This is a genomic window from Acinetobacter chengduensis, from assembly GCF_003664645.1.
In the GTDB taxonomy this organism is placed as follows: Bacteria; Pseudomonadota; Gammaproteobacteria; order Pseudomonadales; family Moraxellaceae; genus Acinetobacter; species Acinetobacter chengduensis.
This window is the reverse complement of the sequence record NZ_RCHC01000022.1, coordinates 1-17,331: the sequence shown is the minus strand read 5'-3', so window position 1 is coordinate 17,331 and position 17,331 is coordinate 1. Positions and strand designations below refer to the sequence as shown.

The 17,331-nt window shown below is 40.3% G+C and carries 17 protein-coding genes; 10 read left to right on the top strand and 7 right to left on the bottom strand.

All coding sequences use genetic code 11. From position 1 onward, the window contains the following. Positions 1-108: 108 nt before the first annotated feature. A complete protein-coding gene (guaD, locus tag D9K81_RS15670) occupies positions 109-1,425 on the bottom strand; it encodes a guanine deaminase (RefSeq protein WP_120375778.1) in 1,317 nt (438 codons plus the stop codon). A 99-nt stretch (positions 1,426-1,524) separates the two neighbouring features. On the opposite strand from guaD, the gene D9K81_RS15665 reads away from it, so the two are divergent. Beyond that, positions 1,525-2,091, top strand: coding sequence for a nucleotidyltransferase family protein (locus D9K81_RS15665; protein ID WP_120375777.1), 567 nt, complete (start codon positions 1,525-1,527; stop codon positions 2,089-2,091). A 35-nt stretch (positions 2,092-2,126) separates the two neighbouring features. On the opposite strand, the gene D9K81_RS15660 is transcribed toward D9K81_RS15665, so the two are convergent. Then, positions 2,127-3,092, bottom strand: a complete 966-nt coding sequence (locus D9K81_RS15660) for a TerC family protein (RefSeq protein WP_120375776.1) — start codon at positions 3,090-3,092, stop codon at positions 2,127-2,129. Between the two features lie 330 nt (positions 3,093-3,422). After that, the gene (locus tag D9K81_RS15655; protein WP_121523632.1) at positions 3,423-4,604 is read right to left on the bottom strand and encodes a sugar transporter; all 1,182 of its coding nucleotides are present in this window, start codon (positions 4,602-4,604) and stop codon (positions 3,423-3,425) included. Positions 4,605-4,751: 147 nt separating this feature from the next. On the opposite strand from D9K81_RS15655, the gene D9K81_RS15650 reads away from it, so the two are divergent. After that, a complete protein-coding gene (locus D9K81_RS15650) occupies positions 4,752-5,033 on the top strand; it encodes a GNAT family N-acetyltransferase (protein WP_120375774.1) in 282 nt (93 codons plus the stop codon). 423 nt (positions 5,034-5,456) lie between these two features. Continuing rightward, positions 5,457-5,741 carry a GNAT family N-acetyltransferase gene (locus D9K81_RS15645; RefSeq protein WP_120375773.1) on the top strand — a complete coding sequence of 95 codons (285 nt, stop codon included), beginning with the start codon at positions 5,457-5,459 and terminating at the stop codon, positions 5,739-5,741. Between the two features lie 95 nt (positions 5,742-5,836). Here D9K81_RS15645 and D9K81_RS15640 read toward each other — a convergent pair whose 3' ends face one another. Continuing rightward, entirely contained in the window at positions 5,837-6,184 is a 348-nt protein-coding gene (locus tag D9K81_RS15640) for a hypothetical protein (RefSeq protein ID WP_120375772.1), read from the bottom strand. 203 nt (positions 6,185-6,387) lie between these two features. On the opposite strand from D9K81_RS15640, the gene D9K81_RS15635 reads away from it, so the two are divergent. Continuing rightward, positions 6,388-6,858: a BLUF domain-containing protein gene (locus D9K81_RS15635; RefSeq protein ID WP_120375771.1), complete on the top strand. Its 471-nt coding sequence runs from the start codon at positions 6,388-6,390 to the stop codon at positions 6,856-6,858. A 74-nt stretch (positions 6,859-6,932) separates the two neighbouring features. Here the strand turns inward: D9K81_RS15635 and mpl are convergent, their stop codons facing one another. Then, a complete protein-coding gene (gene mpl / locus D9K81_RS15630; protein WP_120375770.1) occupies positions 6,933-8,297 on the bottom strand; it encodes a UDP-N-acetylmuramate:L-alanyl-gamma-D-glutamyl-meso-diaminopimelate ligase in 1,365 nt (454 codons plus the stop codon). A 241-nt stretch (positions 8,298-8,538) separates the two neighbouring features. Here mpl and D9K81_RS15625 point away from each other — a divergent pair, with 241 nt between their 5' ends. The 4 genes from D9K81_RS15625 to D9K81_RS15610 all read left to right on the top strand — a co-directional run bounded on the left by D9K81_RS15625 (position 8,539) and on the right by D9K81_RS15610 (position 12,671). Beyond that, positions 8,539-8,880: a DMT family protein gene (locus D9K81_RS15625; protein ID WP_120375769.1), complete on the top strand. Its 342-nt coding sequence runs from the start codon at positions 8,539-8,541 to the stop codon at positions 8,878-8,880. 193 nt (positions 8,881-9,073) lie between these two features. Then, positions 9,074-9,586, top strand: a complete 513-nt coding sequence (purE, locus tag D9K81_RS15620) for a 5-(carboxyamino)imidazole ribonucleotide mutase (RefSeq protein WP_120375768.1) — start codon at positions 9,074-9,076, stop codon at positions 9,584-9,586. A gap of 27 nt (positions 9,587-9,613) precedes the next feature. Further along, a complete protein-coding gene (locus D9K81_RS15615; protein WP_120375767.1) occupies positions 9,614-10,735 on the top strand; it encodes a 5-(carboxyamino)imidazole ribonucleotide synthase in 1,122 nt (373 codons plus the stop codon). Between the two features lie 655 nt (positions 10,736-11,390). After that, a complete protein-coding gene (locus D9K81_RS15610) occupies positions 11,391-12,671 on the top strand; it encodes a lytic murein transglycosylase (RefSeq protein WP_120375766.1) in 1,281 nt (426 codons plus the stop codon). A 60-nt stretch (positions 12,672-12,731) separates the two neighbouring features. Here the strand turns inward: D9K81_RS15610 and D9K81_RS15605 are convergent, their stop codons facing one another. Beyond that, positions 12,732-13,859, bottom strand: a complete 1,128-nt coding sequence (locus tag D9K81_RS15605; protein ID WP_121523630.1) for an anhydro-N-acetylmuramic acid kinase — start codon at positions 13,857-13,859, stop codon at positions 12,732-12,734. 63 nt (positions 13,860-13,922) lie between these two features. Here D9K81_RS15605 and tyrS point away from each other — a divergent pair, with 63 nt between their 5' ends. Further along, positions 13,923-15,155 (top strand): tyrosine--tRNA ligase, encoded by a 1,233-nt coding sequence (gene tyrS, locus D9K81_RS15600; protein ID WP_171356371.1) that lies wholly within the window; start codon positions 13,923-13,925, stop codon positions 15,153-15,155. Between the two features lie 440 nt (positions 15,156-15,595). Here tyrS and D9K81_RS15595 read toward each other — a convergent pair whose 3' ends face one another. Further along, on the bottom strand, positions 15,596-16,231 hold the full coding sequence (locus D9K81_RS15595; RefSeq protein ID WP_120375764.1) for a YczE/YyaS/YitT family protein: 636 nt from the start codon (positions 16,229-16,231) through the stop codon (positions 15,596-15,598). A gap of 212 nt (positions 16,232-16,443) precedes the next feature. Here D9K81_RS15595 and D9K81_RS15590 point away from each other — a divergent pair, with 212 nt between their 5' ends. After that, the gene (locus tag D9K81_RS15590; protein WP_120375763.1) at positions 16,444-16,722 is read left to right on the top strand and encodes a hypothetical protein; all 279 of its coding nucleotides are present in this window, start codon (positions 16,444-16,446) and stop codon (positions 16,720-16,722) included. Positions 16,723-17,331: the final 609 nt, after the last annotated feature.

The window sequence follows — 17,331 nt, the reverse complement described above, 5'->3', positions numbered from 1 at the left end:
AAAATGTAAGCAATATGGTTAGGCACTTTGATTTTACAGGTATTTAATCAAGTCAAAATACTTTGAACGCTGACGAATGCCTAACCAATGTTATCAGAAAATGCAAATTTAACAGGCTTGATAAACTCGCTGACCATAGACATAGGTAGCGTGAATATTACGATCATCACCCATCAGCATCAGCGCAAATAGCGCATCTTCTAAGCCTTTTACACGCGATTGGCGTAGCTGTTGTAATGCTGTAGCTTTTAAATCTAACACCACAAAATCAGCTTCTTTACCTAGATTAAAGTTACCAAGGTTCTGATCTAAATCCAAAGCTTTTGCACCGCCTAAGGTTGCATGATACAGCGCTTCAAAAGCAGACAATTTATTGCCTTGTAACTGTTGTACTTTATAGGCTTCTTGAATGGTTTGTAATTGATTAAAAGACGTTCCCGCACCAATGTCTGTGCCTAAACCCACTTTGACTTGTTTTTCCCATGCGGTATGTAAGGGAAATAAACCACTGCCAAGGAATAAGTTTGAGGTTGGGCAAAAAGCGATGGCTGAATCTGTGTCATGCATGCAGTTCCATTCATCATCTTCTAAATGTACACAATGTGCAAAAACTGATTTTTTGCCTGTTAAACCATAATGATGATAAACATCCAAATAACCTTTTTGCGCTGGAAATAATGCTTTAACCCATTCAATTTCGTTTTTGTTTTCACTTAAATGTGTATGGACATAGACATCTGGATATTCTGCTTTAAGCTCCCCTGCCCGTTGCAGTTGCTCAGGACTCGATGTTGGGGCAAAACGTGGTGTAATGGCGTACAAATTACGGCCCTTGCCATGCCACTTTTCAATTAAAGCCTTGGACTCGTTATAAGCACGTTCAGGTGTATCACACAAATCATCAGGTGCATGGCGATCCATCATCACTTTACCTGCAATCAAGCGCATCTGATAGGTGCTTGCAGCTTCAAATAAGGCATCAACCGATTCAGGATGAACTGTGCAGAACACTAATGCTGTCGTGGTGCCATTTTTAAGCAGTTCTTGCACAAAAAATTCTGCAATCGTTTGGGCATACTCAGGATCTGAGAATTGTAATTCTGTTGGAAATGTATAGGTATTTAACCACTCTAAAAGCTGTTCGCCGTATGCACCCATCATTTCGGTTTGTGGAAAATGAATATGCGTATCAATAAAACCTGGGACAATCAGTTGATCAGGATAATGCTGCACCTCAACGTGTGCAGGCACATGTTCCTGTCCGTCTTGCCATGTTCCAAACCACTGAATTTTGCCATCTTGGCTGATGAGTAGACCATCTTCTACATATCGCACTTGGTCGTGTATTTCACGTGCTTGGGCAACTGTATTCTGAATGTCGAGGAAGCGACCATGGATCGCTGTCGTTGCATTTACAGAAGACATTTTTAACCTACGCTGTTTGATTTTTTCGATTGATTGTAGCTTAAAAAATTGTCATGGTTGTATCAATATTCACATTTTAAAGCATGATCTTGATTTTCAATGACCTCCCAAAATTATCTTGAGCAGTTCTATAAGATTGTGCGTGCGCAACCACGATTGATGCAAATTTTACTGTGCTTGGCTCAGTTCCAACCTAATGCTTATGTAGCAGCAGGTGTTTTACGTCATGTGGTTTGGGCACATTTACATGAGCGTGAATATGAAATTTTACACACTGAAATTGATGTAATTTTCTTTGATTCGACTGCATGTCATATTGAAGCTAGACTCAAAGCAAAATTAGAACAAGAATTTTCAAATATAGCTTGGGATGTCACTAATCAGGCTTTTGTGCATGAATGGTATCGTACAGATCAAGGTGCGAGAATTAAGCCACTGAGTTCAGTTAAAGATGCTTTGTCTATGTGGCCTGAAACTGCTACAGCGCTAGCTTTACGTGTAAATAAAGACGGTGATTTTGAGTTAATTGCACCATTCGGTTTAGATGATTTATTTGAATTAAAATTGCGTTGGAATGCCAATCTAGTCAGCTATGCTGTCTTTGAACAGCGAATGCTAAGCAAACAATTTTTACAAAAATGGCAAAGATTGACCTTAGAAAAATAAAAAGCCTGCTGACGCAGGCTTTTGATCACCCTAAATTAAAGGGTCGTTTCGTTATATTTTTTACTATGTCGAATAGACAGTATTGCGGTAATCGCAAGGGTAATGATGATAAAGCCGAGTGAAATCCAAATTGGCATATGAAACACATCGAGCATCAACATTTTGAAACCAATAAATACCAAGATCAGCCCCAGACCATAAGGAAGATAATGCATTTTTGACGCGGCACCCGATAACAAGAAGAACATGGCACGTAAACCCAAAATTGCCATCAAATTTGCGGTTAATACAATAAATGGGTCTGTGGTGACCGCAAAAATTGCAGGAATAGAATCGACAGCAAAAATGACATCTGAAGCTTCAACCAATATGAGCACCAAAAATAAAGGCGTTGCCCACAGCACACCATTCTGACGGACAAAGAATTTATCGTCTTGCATTTGTGGGGTAATGCGCATGTGTTTGCGTAACCATTTTAAAATGGCCATATCTTCAATATTGGTATCTTCTTCCTCTTGTCCTTTTAAGAACTTGAAGCCGGTATAGACCAAGAACGCACCGAAGATATATAGGATCCACGAAAATTCTTGTACGAACCATGCACCAATAAAGATAAAGATAGTTCGAAGTACAATCGCACCCAATACGCCGTAAAGTAAAAGCTTACGCTGTAATGCTGGTGGGATTGCAAAAGCAGCAAAGATCATGAGCCAGACAAAGACGTTATCTACAGCAAGAGATTTTTCTAACAGATAACCTGCAAAGTATTCCATGACCTTGGTATTGGCCACAGTAACGCCTACGGTTTGTTGTAGATAGAGCCAGAGTCCGCCACCAAACAATGTGGCTACTGAGACCCAAGCAATACTCCAATAGGCAGCTGTTTTAACTTTAACTTCTTGGCCCTGATTATTTTTAAAGCCTAAAAAGTCGATAATCAGCATAACGGTAACTAAACCGAAAAATGCTAAATATAGCCATAGTGAGCCGATTGTTTCCATGTGTGTATCCTCCACATCTAACAACCGGCCATAAAAAAACCTTGACCTGTTGCCAGATGAATAAAAACATCTGTAACAACATGATCAAGGTCTTGCCTACATTTTAGTATGGACATTTTGTCAGCTAAAATGCTCAGATACCGACTTTTTGCAAAGTGTAATGACGATATTCTGACACGTAATCATTAACGAATGATTGCGTTTGGAGGAGGCTACTCCCCTTGTCTTGCATAATTGAGTGATTGAATCGTGTTCAAATCTTTGGCGATCTTCTCAGATTTTGCTGAACTAAGCAAACCTTATCTGTGCAATTTTTGTATGTCTATCTGCTTAAGTCCTAAAATCATTACGCTGTACCAATACGGCGGCCAGTATTGTTCCAATCACCGCTAAGATCCCGCCAATAATGCCAATACTACTCAGCCCAAATTGCAGTGAAACGATGCCACCGAGTAAGGCACCGCCACCAATGCCGACATTGTATAAGCCTGAATAAATTGCCATGGCTACGTCAGTTGCATCGGAGGCCAAATTTAAGGTTTTAGACTGTAGTGCCAGACTAAAACCAATAATGCCAATGCCCCAAAATAGGCTTAATACGCTGAAGCTTATAAAGCTACCTGAAGCAGGAAGCATCAAAAGCATAGACGCAGCCAGTAGCACCGTGAACATTGGAATACTAATGCGTGGATATTTAGCACCAAATTTACCAAATAGGTAAGAGCCAATAAAGCCTGCACCACCATAGATTAATAGGAGTGCTGTGGTTTCTGTGGAGCTGAGCTGTGCTATGTTCAATGCAAAAGGCTCAATATAACTATAAGCAGTAAACTGCGCCGTAATCACAATTACGGTTAGTGCAAACACCATAATAAGGCTAGGACGTTGTACAAAGGATTTTAAGCTACTTAAAGAGCCAGAGTTTTGGCTAGGTAGCAATGGCAAGGTTTTAACCAATGTTAGGCACACTACAGTGGCACCCACAGCAATCAGTGCGAATGTATTGCGCCAGCCATAGGCCTCACCCACCATACGCCCAAAAGGAATACCAAGCACCATGGCCAGCGCCGTACCCGTTGCGAGCAGGCCCAGCGCCTGAAACGCCTTACCTTCAGGTGCAACACGCACAGCAAGCGAAGCAGTAATTGACCAAAATAAAGCATGTGAAAATGCAATGCCAATACGACTGACCAGAAGTGTATTAAAGCTCCATGCAAAATATGACAGCACATGACTCACAATAAATACAGTGAACAGCGCCATCAGCAGAAAGCGACGTTCAATATTTTTGGTCAGTAGCATAATCGGCAGAGAGATCGGTGCGACCACCCATGCATACAAGGTAATCATAATGCCAGTTTCGGTGGCGGCCATATCAAAGCTTTTGCCAATATCGCTCAGTAGTGCTACGGGAATAAATTCCGTGGTATTAAAAATAAAGGCTGCAAAAGCGAGTGTAATCACACTGACCCATTGGCGGGTGGTGGATGTATCGGAATGGGAGCTAGACATGGTCGGGCATTTTAAAAATTTTCGTCATTCTAGGGTTATGGTGAAGAATTGTTAAGTGCTATTGAATATCTACATAAATATCAATAAAAAATACTAAAGAACAAATCAATGGTTCTATATATCCATTCAATAAAAATAGGTGAACACATGATCGTACAGCATCAAGAAAATGGCAGTAAAGGCGCATTTTATGTGGATCAAGAAGGTGAACGATTGGCTGAAATGACCTATTCCTGGGCGGGTACAGACAAATTTATTATTGACCATACAGATGTAAGCGATCGCTTACGTGGTCAAGGTGTAGGGCGACATTTGGTTGATGCAGCGGTGCAATTTGCACGTGATCGTGAAGTGAAAATTATACCGCTATGCCCGTTTGCCAAATCAGTTTTTGACAAAGATCCAGAAATTCGTGATGTGTTGGTTTAATGGATGACGTTTCATTAATCTGACGGCAACTGATGCTGTCTTTGAAAAGATACTATCTTTTAAACATAGACAGAAGAACGGATAAAACTGATCATTGTATCATTCAGTTGAACATATCAATTGATTGAGAAGATGCCTGTTGCATTCCAGCAGGTATTTCGCTTAAAAGCGTGAGCGGTACATTGATACGGCCAGTAATATCGCAATGAGTATTAAAAATCCGATAGCAGCAAGATATAAATCCATTGAAATCCCCAAGAAAAGATCAAAACAAAAAAAGAACAGCTTTAGCTGATGAATTTAGAGAAAATTAGTATGATTTGATATCACTGAAATTAGGTATTTTTTAACGTTTTTAAATAGTTTAGTCGATTAATTCAGTTATTTTAAAATGTCATTTGGACGGTATTCAGGAGTATAACAATGCAACTTCAACATCAAGATAATGGTCAGCAGGGTGAATTTTTCAAGTTGAACGAAAACGGTGAGCGTGTCGCAGAAATTAGTTATATCTGGAATGATGAACATAAAATTGTTGCCAATCATACCTGGGTAGATCATTCATTGCGTGGTCAGGGCGCAGCCCGTGAAATGCTCGATAGCCTCGTTAATTATGCACGTGAAAAGCATTTGAAAATTATTCCAGCTTGCTCTTATGTTGATGTAATGTTTAAACGGGACAAAAGCCTTGCAGATTTGCGTGCTTAAAAAAACACCTGACAGCATCACTGGACTGGTACAGCAATGCTTCAATAAAATATCAGAGCCTATAGATGTACCTCATCCATCTTTTTATATGATTGTTAAGAATTTAAAAACTCGCGATTAGGATTCGATGCTAAGCGATGTTGCTTTTTACGGGATTTAGCATAGCGTTGCACCATATAAATTGCGATATAGCCCAATGGTGCGCTAGCTAACATCATTTGAAGCAGGTCGAATGCGCTGTGATAAAACAGCACGGCGCTCAATGCTACAAGAGTTGCAATTAGATATACACGCTGGCCAACGAAATAACACAGGGATGCGCCTAGCACAGCGGAAGTGATGAGCACGTTCAACAGGTCATTAAGGCCTAAATGATAAAACACCAGTACCAAAACGCTTGTAACAGCAATTAATCCAAATGTTTTGAAAATGTTTGGGAGCATAGATAACCTCTTTTATTGTTTTGGAGGTAAAAGCACCAGAAAATGTTGGTGCGTAATATTGGCCAATTTTATCTGAAATTTTTTGAAAAATTGAGATGCAGTTGGCATAATTGGCTGTAAGAATAAAATTACATTTGAATAAAAAACAATCGAATTAAAATTGAAAAATCGAAGCGCTTCGTGCTTATTTTAGGATGAAACTTATGATGCAGTTGTGCTATGCCAGTACCCGTCAAGAAAATCAAAAGGACTTACTTGAGGATTTAAGTGATATTTTAGTCTCTGCGCGAAATTTTAATCAGGTGCATAAAATTTACGGCGTGTTGTACTATGCGGAAGGCCGTTTTTTTCAGTGCCTTGAAGCAGAAGCGCAGGTTTTAGAAAAAGTCTACACTAAAATTGCGAGTGATCCGCGCCACCACAATCTCATACGTTTTGAAAATCGTATGATTGATCAGCTTCATTTTTCTGAATGGTCAATGAAATACGTGAATAAACATAGCTCGATTGGAACACTGTTTAAAAGATTCGGTTTGAATGCATTTTTACCGCATGAGCTTCGGACTGAACAAATTCCTGTATTTTTGGAATTATTACTACGTTTACAAAATAGTGATCCGAAGCCAAAACTCACACAAGGTTACCGTATGCGTGGCTATAAGCCCTATCTTTAAGATATTTAGACCTCTAAAAATGAAAAAAGCCCGCTACGCGGGCTCCTTTAAAAATAGCAGAACCATGTTTTAAATTATGCTGTTAAAGCAGTAATCAATTTTTGATGCAGGCCACCGAAGCCACCATTCGACATAATCACCACTGCATCGCCCTCGCCTGCTTCTGTAACGACTTTTTGAATGATGTCATCCAAAGTACGTGCAACCATTGCTTTGTTTGGTGAAGCTTGAATCACAGGTTCTAAGTCCCAATCCAAACCTTCAGGTTGATACCAAATCACTTCATCTGCCAGACGGGCCGAATGTGCTAGCCCATCTTTATGACTCCCCATACGCATGGTGTTTGAGCGTGGTTCAATAATCGCCCATAGCTTGCGTTCGCCTAAACGTTTGCGCGCACCTTCTAATGTCGTATCAATTGCTGTTGGGTGATGTGCGAAGTCATCGTACACTTCAATGCCACGGACTGTGCCGAGTAGTTCCATACGGCGTTTTACACCACCAAAATTGGACAGTGCTTCACAGGCCGTTTCAATGGATACACCCACGTGCTCAGCTGCAGCAATAGTTGCCAAAGCATTAGCAACAGAGTGTTGGCCTGTCATGTTCCATTTCACTTCACCCTTTACAATGCCGTGTTGTAGCACTTTAAAATGTGAACCATCTGCTGAGAGTTGCTCTGCGTAGAGTTCAGAATTTTCATTGGCATCTAAAGACGTACGCACTACAGGTGTCCAGCATCCTTTTTCTAATACTTCATCAATATTGCTTTCTGTAATCGGAGCAATAATGCGACCTTCACTCGGAATGGTGCGGACCAAGTGATGGAATTGTTTTTGAATAGCAGCCAAATCATCAAAGATGTCGGCATGATCAAACTCAAGATTATTTAGAATGGCTGTTTTTGGATGGTAATGCACGAACTTAGAACGCTTATCAAAAAACGCTGAATCGTATTCATCTGCTTCTACGCAGAAGTATTTTCCAGCGCCTAAACGTGCGCTTTCGCTAAACCCTAAAGGCACGCCACCAATGAGGAAGCCTGGCTGAAGACCAGCTTGATCCAAAACCCATGCCAGCATGGTTGTCGTTGTCGTTTTGCCGTGAGTCCCTGCAACGCCAAGTACGTGTTTACCTTGTAGTACATAGTCTGCAAGGAACTGCGGGCCAGAAATATATGGCATGCCTTCATTAAGCATGTATTCCACCACATCAATGCCACGTTTCATGGCATTACCTACAATCACAAGGTCAGGCTGTGGTTGGAGCTGGCTACGGTCATAGCCCTGAATTAAAGTGATGCCTGCATTTTCGAGTTGGGTCGACATTGGAGGATAAACGTTTTGATCTGAACCCGTCACCTTATGGCCAAGGTCTCGCGCCAATAGCGCCAGAGAACCCATAAAGGTGCCGCAAATACCTAAAATATGCAGATGCATACGCTCACTCCACTGCTTTTATAGACACATCACGTATTATTGGTGCTGTTGTCGTGATTAATTTGATGTGAAAGCAACCATAGCAAGGCTCTTGGCGAAAAGATAGTTTTTCTTGTTGCTGGTCGTAGAATATTCGCGCACTCTTTAAAGCTCATTTTATGGCATAAAACATGGCAATAGACTAAGAATTTGCTTAGAAAAAAAGTAAAATGGCGACACCTCTAGTGAGACCGTTGAGCCAATGTATCTGCCCTTTATATTATTGATCGTTGCGAACTGCTTTATGACCTTGGCATGGTATGGTCATCTAAAATTTTTACCGCACGATGCGCCACTCTGGAAAGCAATCCTATTGAGTTGGATTATTGCCTTGGCAGAATACAGTTTTATGATTCCTGCGACGCGCTACCTTGCTCAACAAGGTTGGTCTATGGGCGAAATGAAAATTACCCAAGAAGTCGTGACTTTGCTGGTGTTTGTGCCCTTCATGATTTTTTTGTTTAAACAGCCATTTAAACTGGATTATCTCTGGGCGGGCTTGTGTCTATTGGGCTGTGTATATTTTGTCTTTCGTAGCCAATAATTTAATTCATAGGGCTACTGCCCTATTTTTATTTGAGTTTTGCCAAGCTTCATAAAAAAATAATAAAAATCTGTGCTTAGTTTGACTCTAAGATTTTGGTGAGCTGAAAATTCAGTCTATAATATGGGGCTCTTATTAAAGCTTGGCTCTAGTCGAGATTTATCTCTCTTAACTAATCTCTGGAAACATTGCAATGAATGCGGCCGCTTCACAAGACACTCCTCTCGTTGGAATTATCATGGGTTCTCAATCAGATTGGGCAACTCTCGAACACACTGCCAATATGCTTAAGCAGCTTGGTGTCCCATTTGAAGCGGAAGTGGTGTCTGCGCACCGTACGCCAGACCGTCTTTTTGAATATGCAGAACAAGCGCGTGATCGTGGCATTCAAGTGATTATTGCGGGTGCAGGTGGTGCTGCGCATTTACCGGGTATGTGTGCTGCCAAAACAGATCTTCCAGTACTGGGTGTTCCAGTGAAGTCTTCGATTTTAAACGGCGTTGATTCATTGCTTTCAATTGTACAAATGCCTGCGGGTATTGCAGTGGGTACATTAGCCATTGGTCCTGCTGGTGCAACCAATGCTGCCATTATGGCTGCGCAAATTTTAGGTCTTACGCGTCCTGAAATTGCAAAAAATGTAGCAGATTTCCGTGCTGCACAAACAGATAAAGTGGCTAGTAACAATATTCCTGGTCAGAACTAAGAGCAAGCTTAATACGGGAGTTATATCATGGATAAAACCATTGGTATTTTTGGTGGTGGCCAGCTGGGTCGTATGATGGCGCAAGCTGCTTTACCGCTAAATGTGCAATGTACTTTTTTTGAAGCCAGTGCAGATTGCCCATCAGCGGCACTTGGTCCAGTGTTTTCGACCAAAGCTGAAAATGGCTTGCAAGACTTTATGGCCAGTGCGGATGTGTTTAGTCTAGAGTTTGAAAACACACCATTAACCGATGTTGATGTGCTGACCAAAAGCAAAACTTTGCACCCACCACGTCAAGCACTTGCAATTGCGCAGCATCGTTTATCTGAAAAAGCCTTATTTGATGAACTAGACATTCCAGTTGCGCCGTACAAGGCCGTTACATCGCTTGAAGGCCTAAATACTGCTGTGGTTGAGTTGGGTTTACCGATCGTCCTCAAAACATCTCGCGGTGGTTATGATGGTAAAGGTCAGTTTGTCCTTCGCTCTGCTGATCAAATTGCGCAAGCTTGGGCTGAGCTAGGCCCTGCGGGTGAATTAATTGCAGAAAGTTTTGTGACTTTCTCGCGTGAAGTCTCAATTATTGCCGTTCGCGGTCAAAATGGCGATGTGAAAACATGGCCATTGGCTGAAAATCACCACCACAACGGCATTTTATCGCACTCGATTGTCCCAGCACCGAACAGCGTAGACTTACAGCCTGTGGCGCAAGACTACATCACTCGCCTGCTTAATCATTTGAATTATGTGGGTGTGTTGACGCTTGAGCTATTTGTTACAGACAAAGGCTTGTATGCCAATGAAATGGCGCCACGCGTACATAACTCTGGGCATTGGTCGATTGAAGGTTCAGTGTGTTCTCAATTTGAAAACCATATTCGTGCGGTTGCAGGCTTGCCTCTAGGTTCAACAGCTGTGGTTCGCCCGACCGTAATGGTGAATATTATTGGTCAACATCCAAAATCTGAAGATGTTTTGGCTTTAGAGGGTGCGCATTTACACCTTTATAACAAGTCAGAGCGTGAAGGTCGTAAGATTGGTCATATCACTTTAATGCCGAATGACAGTGCAGCATTGACAACTTTATGTCGCCAATTGGCAAAAATTCTGCCAAATCCATTGGCACTTAGCGAAGATATGAGCATCTAAGCATCCAGTTGCTGTAAAAAAAAGCGATCACGTCAGTGGTCGCTTTTTTTATACCTCAACTTCGGGCATGATTGCGCCTCTTTTACGCAGACTGACCTTTGGTCGGTTTCAAAGCCAACGAAATTGATTGTAAATTCACCCATTTGCTATAAATATTGCTGCATAGCTGTGCTACTCAATTGAGTAAGATCGCTCAGCGAATTTAACTTTTCATTCAGATCAAATGAACAATAAAAACCAACTTTGAATTCAAAACATAAGCAATGAATTTAAATTCAAAAAAATGAATTCAAATTTAAAGTGCTACTTTTAAATTCAATGTTTGAATTTAAATTTATTGGTGTTTAAATTCATAATAAAACCTATTGAGATTATTTAAAAATTACTTATTTATCAGATTTTTACACCTTAAAAGAATGTGGATAAAAGTTTGAATTTAAAACTTTTGACTGAAAATGAATTTAAATTCATTCTTTATTTCTGGTTTTTGAATTTAAAAATACTTAAGCTAAATTGTGGGTAAGTTTTTTGAATTCAAAACTAAAAACTTGCTTTAAATTTAAAATGAATTCAAAAGTTACGTATTCCTCCATAAAAATACATAATCTGGTGTTAAGCTAAGAATCAAATACACTTCCAGAAAAATAAGGCGGATATGCGTTCATTCATTTTATTGTGTACAAGCACATTGTTTGCAGTGACGACAGCGCATGCTGAATTAATTATTAATGGGCAAAAAGTCGTTACAACTTCAACTGATATTCAATCACCAGCCCAAACTCAAAATTTCCAAGCTTGTTTAAGTCAATTACGTGGGCAGGCCCTTGCGAGTGGTGTCTATGCCAATACTTATGACCGCTATACGCAAAATTTGACGCCAGATTATTCAGTTTTAGAAAAGCTTAATTACCAGCCTGAGTTTTCAACGCCAATTTGGGATTATCTATCTGGATTGGTAGATGATGAACGTGTGCAAGTAGGTCTACAAAAGCTTCAACAGCATAAAGATGTATTAAACCGAGTGGCGAGTGCTTATGGTGTTCCTGCCGAAACGGTGGTTGCTGTATGGGGGGTAGAAAGTAATTTTGGACAAATTGCAGGTTCTTATCCTTTATTGCAAGCCTTGGGAACTTTAAGTTGTGAGGGGCGTCGTCAGGGATTTTTCCGTGGAGAATTTTTTACCACACTTCGTTTATTACAACGTGGTGATGTGCGCGAGGATCAATTAAAAGGTTCATGGGCTGGTGCTTTCGGTCATACCCAATTTATGCCATCGACTTATGATGAGCTTGCTGTCGATTTTGATGGCGATGGTCGACGTGATTTGGTTTCAAGCGTGCCAGATGCCTTGGCATCTACAGCCAATTTTTTGAGTAAGCGCGGTTGGCAAACTGGGCAACCTTGGGGCTTTGAGGTTAAAGTGCCAGCAGGAACTTATTTGGGTGGCGAAGGCCGGCGCAATAAAAAATCATTGGCATCGTGGGTAAATCGTGGTGTATTACGCGCAGATGGTTCACCATTAATTCAGGGCAATTTAAGTGAAAGTTCACAAGCGGGCTTAATGATGCCAGCAGGTGAAAATGGCCCGCTGTTTTTAGTGTTTAAAAACTTTGATGCAATTTATAGTTACAACGCGGCTGAAAGTTATGCCTTAGCCATTGCACATTTGTCAGATCGTTTGCAGGGAAAAGGTGGGTTTAGCACTGCTTGGCCAACGGATGATGCTGGGACTTCGCGTACAGAACGTCGTGAAATACAGCAGTACTTACTGAATAAAGGCTATGATATTGGCAATGTGGACGGTTTAATTGGTGATAAAACCCGTCAGGCGATCCGCCAAGAGCAAATTAAATTGGGTTTAAGTCCGACTGGTCGTGCTGGGCAAGTGGTTTTAAAGGCGTTTCGAACTGAAAATGCCAAACTTATTTTAAAATGATTCTGTCGCATTTATTAAAAAGCCTGCATTAGCAGGCTTTTTTGTGTCATTTTTTTGACGTTATACAGCGGTAATCGTACCCAATACGCGATAACCTTTTGCACCCGTCACAGCAGGAAGGTTTCCTGATTGTTGCTGAACAAAGCGCATAGCCAGCCAAGCAAAGGCTGTTGCTTCTACCCATGTTGGGCTCAAACCAAGATCAGCTGTGCTTTGCACGGTCCATTGGTGCTTACGTAAACGCCAGCGTAATTGCTCAAGTAGATGTGAATTATATGCACCGCCACCACAAACATAGACTTCACCTGTTGGCATATTGGAGCGGTAAATCGCTTTTTTAATGGCGCGTGTGGTGAGCTTCATTAAGGTCGCTTGAATATTTTCAGGTGTGTCTTCTAATTCATCATATTCAAGATCGCTACGCCAATCGGCAACTTGTTCATCTAACCATTCTAAGTTGAAGTCTTCACGGCCTGTACTTTTTGGTGGCTCTTTGGCAAAGAAGTCATGTGCTTGGAGTCGATCAAGTAGGCTACGAATGGGCGTGCCATAGGCTGCCCAATTGCCATTTTCATCATAAGCTTGACCCGTATAACGATGGCACCAAGCATCCATTAAAATATTGGCAGGGCCAGTATCAAAACCATATACACTGTCTGGATCACCTGCGGGCAGAAGGCTGACGTTGGCAATGCCACCTAAATTTAAAATCACACGATGGATGCTATTGTGTTGGAAAACATCTTGGTGAAAGGCAGGAACAAGCGGTGCACCTTGGCCACCTGCAGCCATATCACGACGACGAAAATCAGAAATAACAGGAAGTTGGGTAATTTCACTAATAATATTGGGGTCGCCAATTTGTAGCGTAAAGCCGTGTTCTGGGCGATGACGAATGGTTTGTCCATGTGAGCCAATGGCTTTAATTTGAGTTTTATCTAAATTATTTTCTGCAATTAAGCGATTAACGCCTTCGCCAATCATGGTAGCCAAAGCAACATCCGCTTTCCCCATGCGGTCAATTTCATTATCACTAGGTAAGGTGAGCGCCATCAGTTCATCACGTAAATCGGGATCAAACTCAAGGGTTAGCGTGGCATGTAGTTGTAAGGGATTAAAAGAAGCAGCGGCAATATCGACACCATCCATGCTGGTGCCCGTCATTACTCCAATATAGATCGCGGTCATGATTATTCTTAAGCCTGCAAAGTGCTGAAAAAGTGTTAGTATATCGCACAAATTGAATAACTGATGTATTTGGGTTTTGAGATGTCAAATTTCCTGCCGGCTGAAGAACAACTTGCCCTCATCCAACGAGGCACTCACGAAATTATTTCTGAAGAAGACCTTCTGAAGAAGTTAAAACAAAATCGTCCTTTAAAAATTAAGGCGGGTTTTGATCCTACAGCGCCTGATTTGCATTTAGGTCATACAGTTTTAATTAATAAATTAAAAGTATTTCAAGATTTAGGTCACGAAGTTTATTTCTTGATTGGCGACTATACTGCGATGATTGGTGACCCAACAGGTAAAAGCGCAACGCGCCCACCTTTGTCACGTGAAAAAGTTTTGGAAAATGCAAAAACTTATCAAGAACAAGTATTTAAAATTCTTGATCCAGCAAAAACCAAAGTGGTTTTCAACTCTGAATGGTTCGGTCAAAAAACTGCTGCCGATTTAATTCAGCTTGCTTCACAGCAAACAGTGGCACGTATGTTAGAACGTGATGACTTTACTAAGCGTTATAACAGCCATCAACCGATTGCGATTCATGAATTTTTGTATCCATTGGTACAAGGTTATGACTCTGTTGCATTGCAAGCAGACGTTGAGTTAGGTGGTACGGATCAGACCTTTAACTTATTAATGGGTCGTACATTGCAAGGTCGTTATGACCAAGAAGCACAAGTCTGCATTACGGTGCCTATTCTTGAAGGTCTAGACGGCGTGAATAAGATGTCTAAATCTTTAGGCAACTATATTGCTGTGTTTGATGCACCAGGCGCGATGTACCAAAAAGTACTTTCAATGCCAGATGCTTTGATTGAACGTTACTTTGATCTTTTAAGTTTCAAATCAATTGAAGAAATTCAGCAATTATTAAAAGAAGTTGCTGAAGGCCGTAATCCACAAGAAGTGAAAAAGATTCTTGCATTGGAATTGGTTGAACGTTTCCATGGTAGTGAAGCTGCAGCCAGCGCACATAAAGGTGCGGGTAACTTAATTACTGAAGGTGAATTACCTGAAGGTACGCCAGAAGTAACCGTATCACGTGCAGAATTTGGTGGCGAAATGTTTATTGCGTCTATTTTGCGTGCAGCTGGTTTAGTTAAAAATGCTGCGCAAGCCAAAGATGCAGTTGCACGTGGTGCTGTAAAAGTGGATTGGAAAGAAGTAGACGCCTCTTTTTCTGTGAAAGAAAACGTGACTTTAATCGTTCAATCGAGCAAAAAGGCCATTGCTAAAGTGATATTTGTAGACTGATAACGCACTTAAGTTCTTATAAGTGATTGAATTAAAAAGCAGGCTTCGGCCTGCTTTTTTTATTGAATATTCATATTAGTAAACTAGATAAGCAAATTCAAAAAAACCTTATAAAAACAACAATTAAATTTTTCCATATCACTTGCATTTTATATACCTTATGTATAGTATTTATTCATCTAGAGATTTTTACCATATCTAGAGGGTATAGATAATAATTACTCCACAATTTATCAGTCTCTTCCCCAAGGGACTTTTTTTTAAATACTAGAGAATAACTATAATAACTACACGATGGATCGAATAAAGATTCAACTCCGAGGGAGGGATTTTGGGAGAGATCTCTTCCTTTTTATTTTCTTAAATTTCTACACGCTTAATTTTTAATCCTTAAAATAAAAAATCCCCAGACTTGCTGAGGATTTTATGTTTATTTTTTATTATTGATTAAATTTTATAAAGCTGAGCTTCGGTAGCATTCGTTTCACCAGACTGCCGACTGCTAGCGCAGTAATGATTGTGCCTTCGCGAACTCCAATAATTTCACCCAGCACAGACCAAGCGCTAATTACTGCGATCAGGACCAATACAATATCGCCATAGGTTTTACAGCTACCAAACTCAAAGCCAAAACGCTTAGAGACAGCTGCATATAAGCCTTCGCCCGCCAAAAACACCAAATTTGCTTTCACGACAAGGCAGACACCAATGGCAGTAATTAAGCAACTGAACAGGCAGGCGCCAATTTGTAGCGCATAAACATGCATAGACCAGCCTTGTGTCGCCCACATTAATATATCAATAAACGCACCAAAAATAATGCCTACAGGAAGTTGTAGCCATTGGCGCCATTGAAACTGTTTACCCAGCAAAGCCATTTGAAGCAGAATCATTACGATATGCATCAGTACGGTTAATGTGCCAACACTCATATTAAAGATGAAGCTATAGCTATAAGGGATAGATGAAATGGGCGATGTGCCTAGATTAGAGTGAATAGAAATCGTGACACCAAATGCCATCAGCGCAAGGCCACTCAGTAGCAGGATCAAACGGGAAATGAAATGCGCAGGCATAAGTCGGGGTTCAAAAAATAAAACCCAGTCTATGTAAAAAAATAAATCGTCTCTATGCGCCTTAAGGATAAAAACGTGGCAGTTTTTATCTAATCATTGTTATATATGATGATTGTACATTCGGTCTGCACTTTAGAATGTAGGATAATTTAAAGCACTGATGTAGACGCTAAAGTATTTTATAGATAAATAAACAATAAAGTGGGAGAGACATGGCTTATTACAATACAGACAATAATGATGAGCAGATTGATGCTGTTCTGTGCTGTTTATTTCAATATCAGCCAGAAATGGTCAAACAGGCGCAATATAAGCAAATAGAGGAAATTTTCTTAAATATGGATGTTGGTGCGCATTATCAGCTGTTTGCTTTTATTCATGAACGTCTACCTATACGGGCAAAAATGATGTTTTGCGCTGAAGATTATCAAGGTAAGCGTCAGACTGTATTGGAAGTAATGGCCCATCTATGTAGACAATCGCGCGCTTAGCGATGCTTCTGACAGCACGGATCAAACAGAGGAGATAAATCAAGAAGCCGAAGATAGATGATCTATGCTTGACGACATAAGCATCAAAACACTTTTGGCTTGACTACACCTTAGGATCAGAATTCCTCAAATGGACATACCTGCAACATATAGAAGATGTCTATATGAATAGATACATAAGAGTGTGATGCATAGAGATTGAGATAGGGGGTAGATTGGTGTGGCAAATATGAAATATTTAAAACAGACAGCTTCAATCTAATAAAAGAAGCTTATTACGAAGGATTTGAAGATTTGATTTAAAAAAATATTTAAAGAAAGTGCTTTAAGTCTAAGGATAACTTGAAATTGACAGAATATTGAATGTGATTACGTGGCTTAGAAGATGCAAAATGGATTCTGATGGTTTGATGTGGTTGTTTATTGTTCATTTATACAATTTATAGCTATATTGACTCAAATATGATTTTGCGCGAAATGGCTAATTAAAAAAATAAAATCCTATTAAAAGGTTTTTTTTAAATAAAAATGGTTAAAAAATAGATGAAAAACCGCTTTTTTTATCATATTTGTAGAAAAAAAGTACATACGTGAAATATATCGTTAATT

What these genes read in the sequence shown, in the direction of transcription:
- guaD (WP_120375778.1), bottom strand. Translation starts at nt 1,425, where the DNA reads ATGTCTTCTGTAAATGCAACGACAGCGATCCATGGTCGCTTCCTCGAC.
- D9K81_RS15665 (WP_120375777.1), top strand. Translation starts at nt 1,525, where the DNA reads ATGACCTCCCAAAATTATCTTGAGCAGTTCTATAAGATTGTGCGTGCG.
- D9K81_RS15660 (WP_120375776.1), bottom strand. Translation starts at nt 3,092, where the DNA reads ATGGAAACAATCGGCTCACTATGGCTATATTTAGCATTTTTCGGTTTA.
- D9K81_RS15655 (WP_121523632.1), bottom strand. Translation starts at nt 4,604, where the DNA reads ATGTCTAGCTCCCATTCCGATACATCCACCACCCGCCAATGGGTCAGT.
- D9K81_RS15650 (WP_120375774.1), top strand. Translation starts at nt 4,752, where the DNA reads ATGATCGTACAGCATCAAGAAAATGGCAGTAAAGGCGCATTTTATGTG.
- D9K81_RS15645 (WP_120375773.1), top strand. Translation starts at nt 5,457, where the DNA reads ATGCAACTTCAACATCAAGATAATGGTCAGCAGGGTGAATTTTTCAAG.
- D9K81_RS15640 (WP_120375772.1), bottom strand. Translation starts at nt 6,184, where the DNA reads ATGCTCCCAAACATTTTCAAAACATTTGGATTAATTGCTGTTACAAGC.
- D9K81_RS15635 (WP_120375771.1), top strand. Translation starts at nt 6,388, where the DNA reads ATGATGCAGTTGTGCTATGCCAGTACCCGTCAAGAAAATCAAAAGGAC.
- mpl (WP_120375770.1), bottom strand. Translation starts at nt 8,297, where the DNA reads ATGCATCTGCATATTTTAGGTATTTGCGGCACCTTTATGGGTTCTCTG.
- D9K81_RS15625 (WP_120375769.1), top strand. Translation starts at nt 8,539, where the DNA reads ATGTATCTGCCCTTTATATTATTGATCGTTGCGAACTGCTTTATGACC.
- purE (WP_120375768.1), top strand. Translation starts at nt 9,074, where the DNA reads ATGAATGCGGCCGCTTCACAAGACACTCCTCTCGTTGGAATTATCATG.
- D9K81_RS15615 (WP_120375767.1), top strand. Translation starts at nt 9,614, where the DNA reads ATGGATAAAACCATTGGTATTTTTGGTGGTGGCCAGCTGGGTCGTATG.
- D9K81_RS15610 (WP_120375766.1), top strand. Translation starts at nt 11,391, where the DNA reads ATGCGTTCATTCATTTTATTGTGTACAAGCACATTGTTTGCAGTGACG.
- D9K81_RS15605 (WP_121523630.1), bottom strand. Translation starts at nt 13,859, where the DNA reads ATGACCGCGATCTATATTGGAGTAATGACGGGCACCAGCATGGATGGT.
- tyrS (WP_171356371.1), top strand. Translation starts at nt 13,923, where the DNA reads ATGTATTTGGGTTTTGAGATGTCAAATTTCCTGCCGGCTGAAGAACAA.
- D9K81_RS15595 (WP_120375764.1), bottom strand. Translation starts at nt 16,231, where the DNA reads ATGCCTGCGCATTTCATTTCCCGTTTGATCCTGCTACTGAGTGGCCTT.
- D9K81_RS15590 (WP_120375763.1), top strand. Translation starts at nt 16,444, where the DNA reads ATGGCTTATTACAATACAGACAATAATGATGAGCAGATTGATGCTGTT.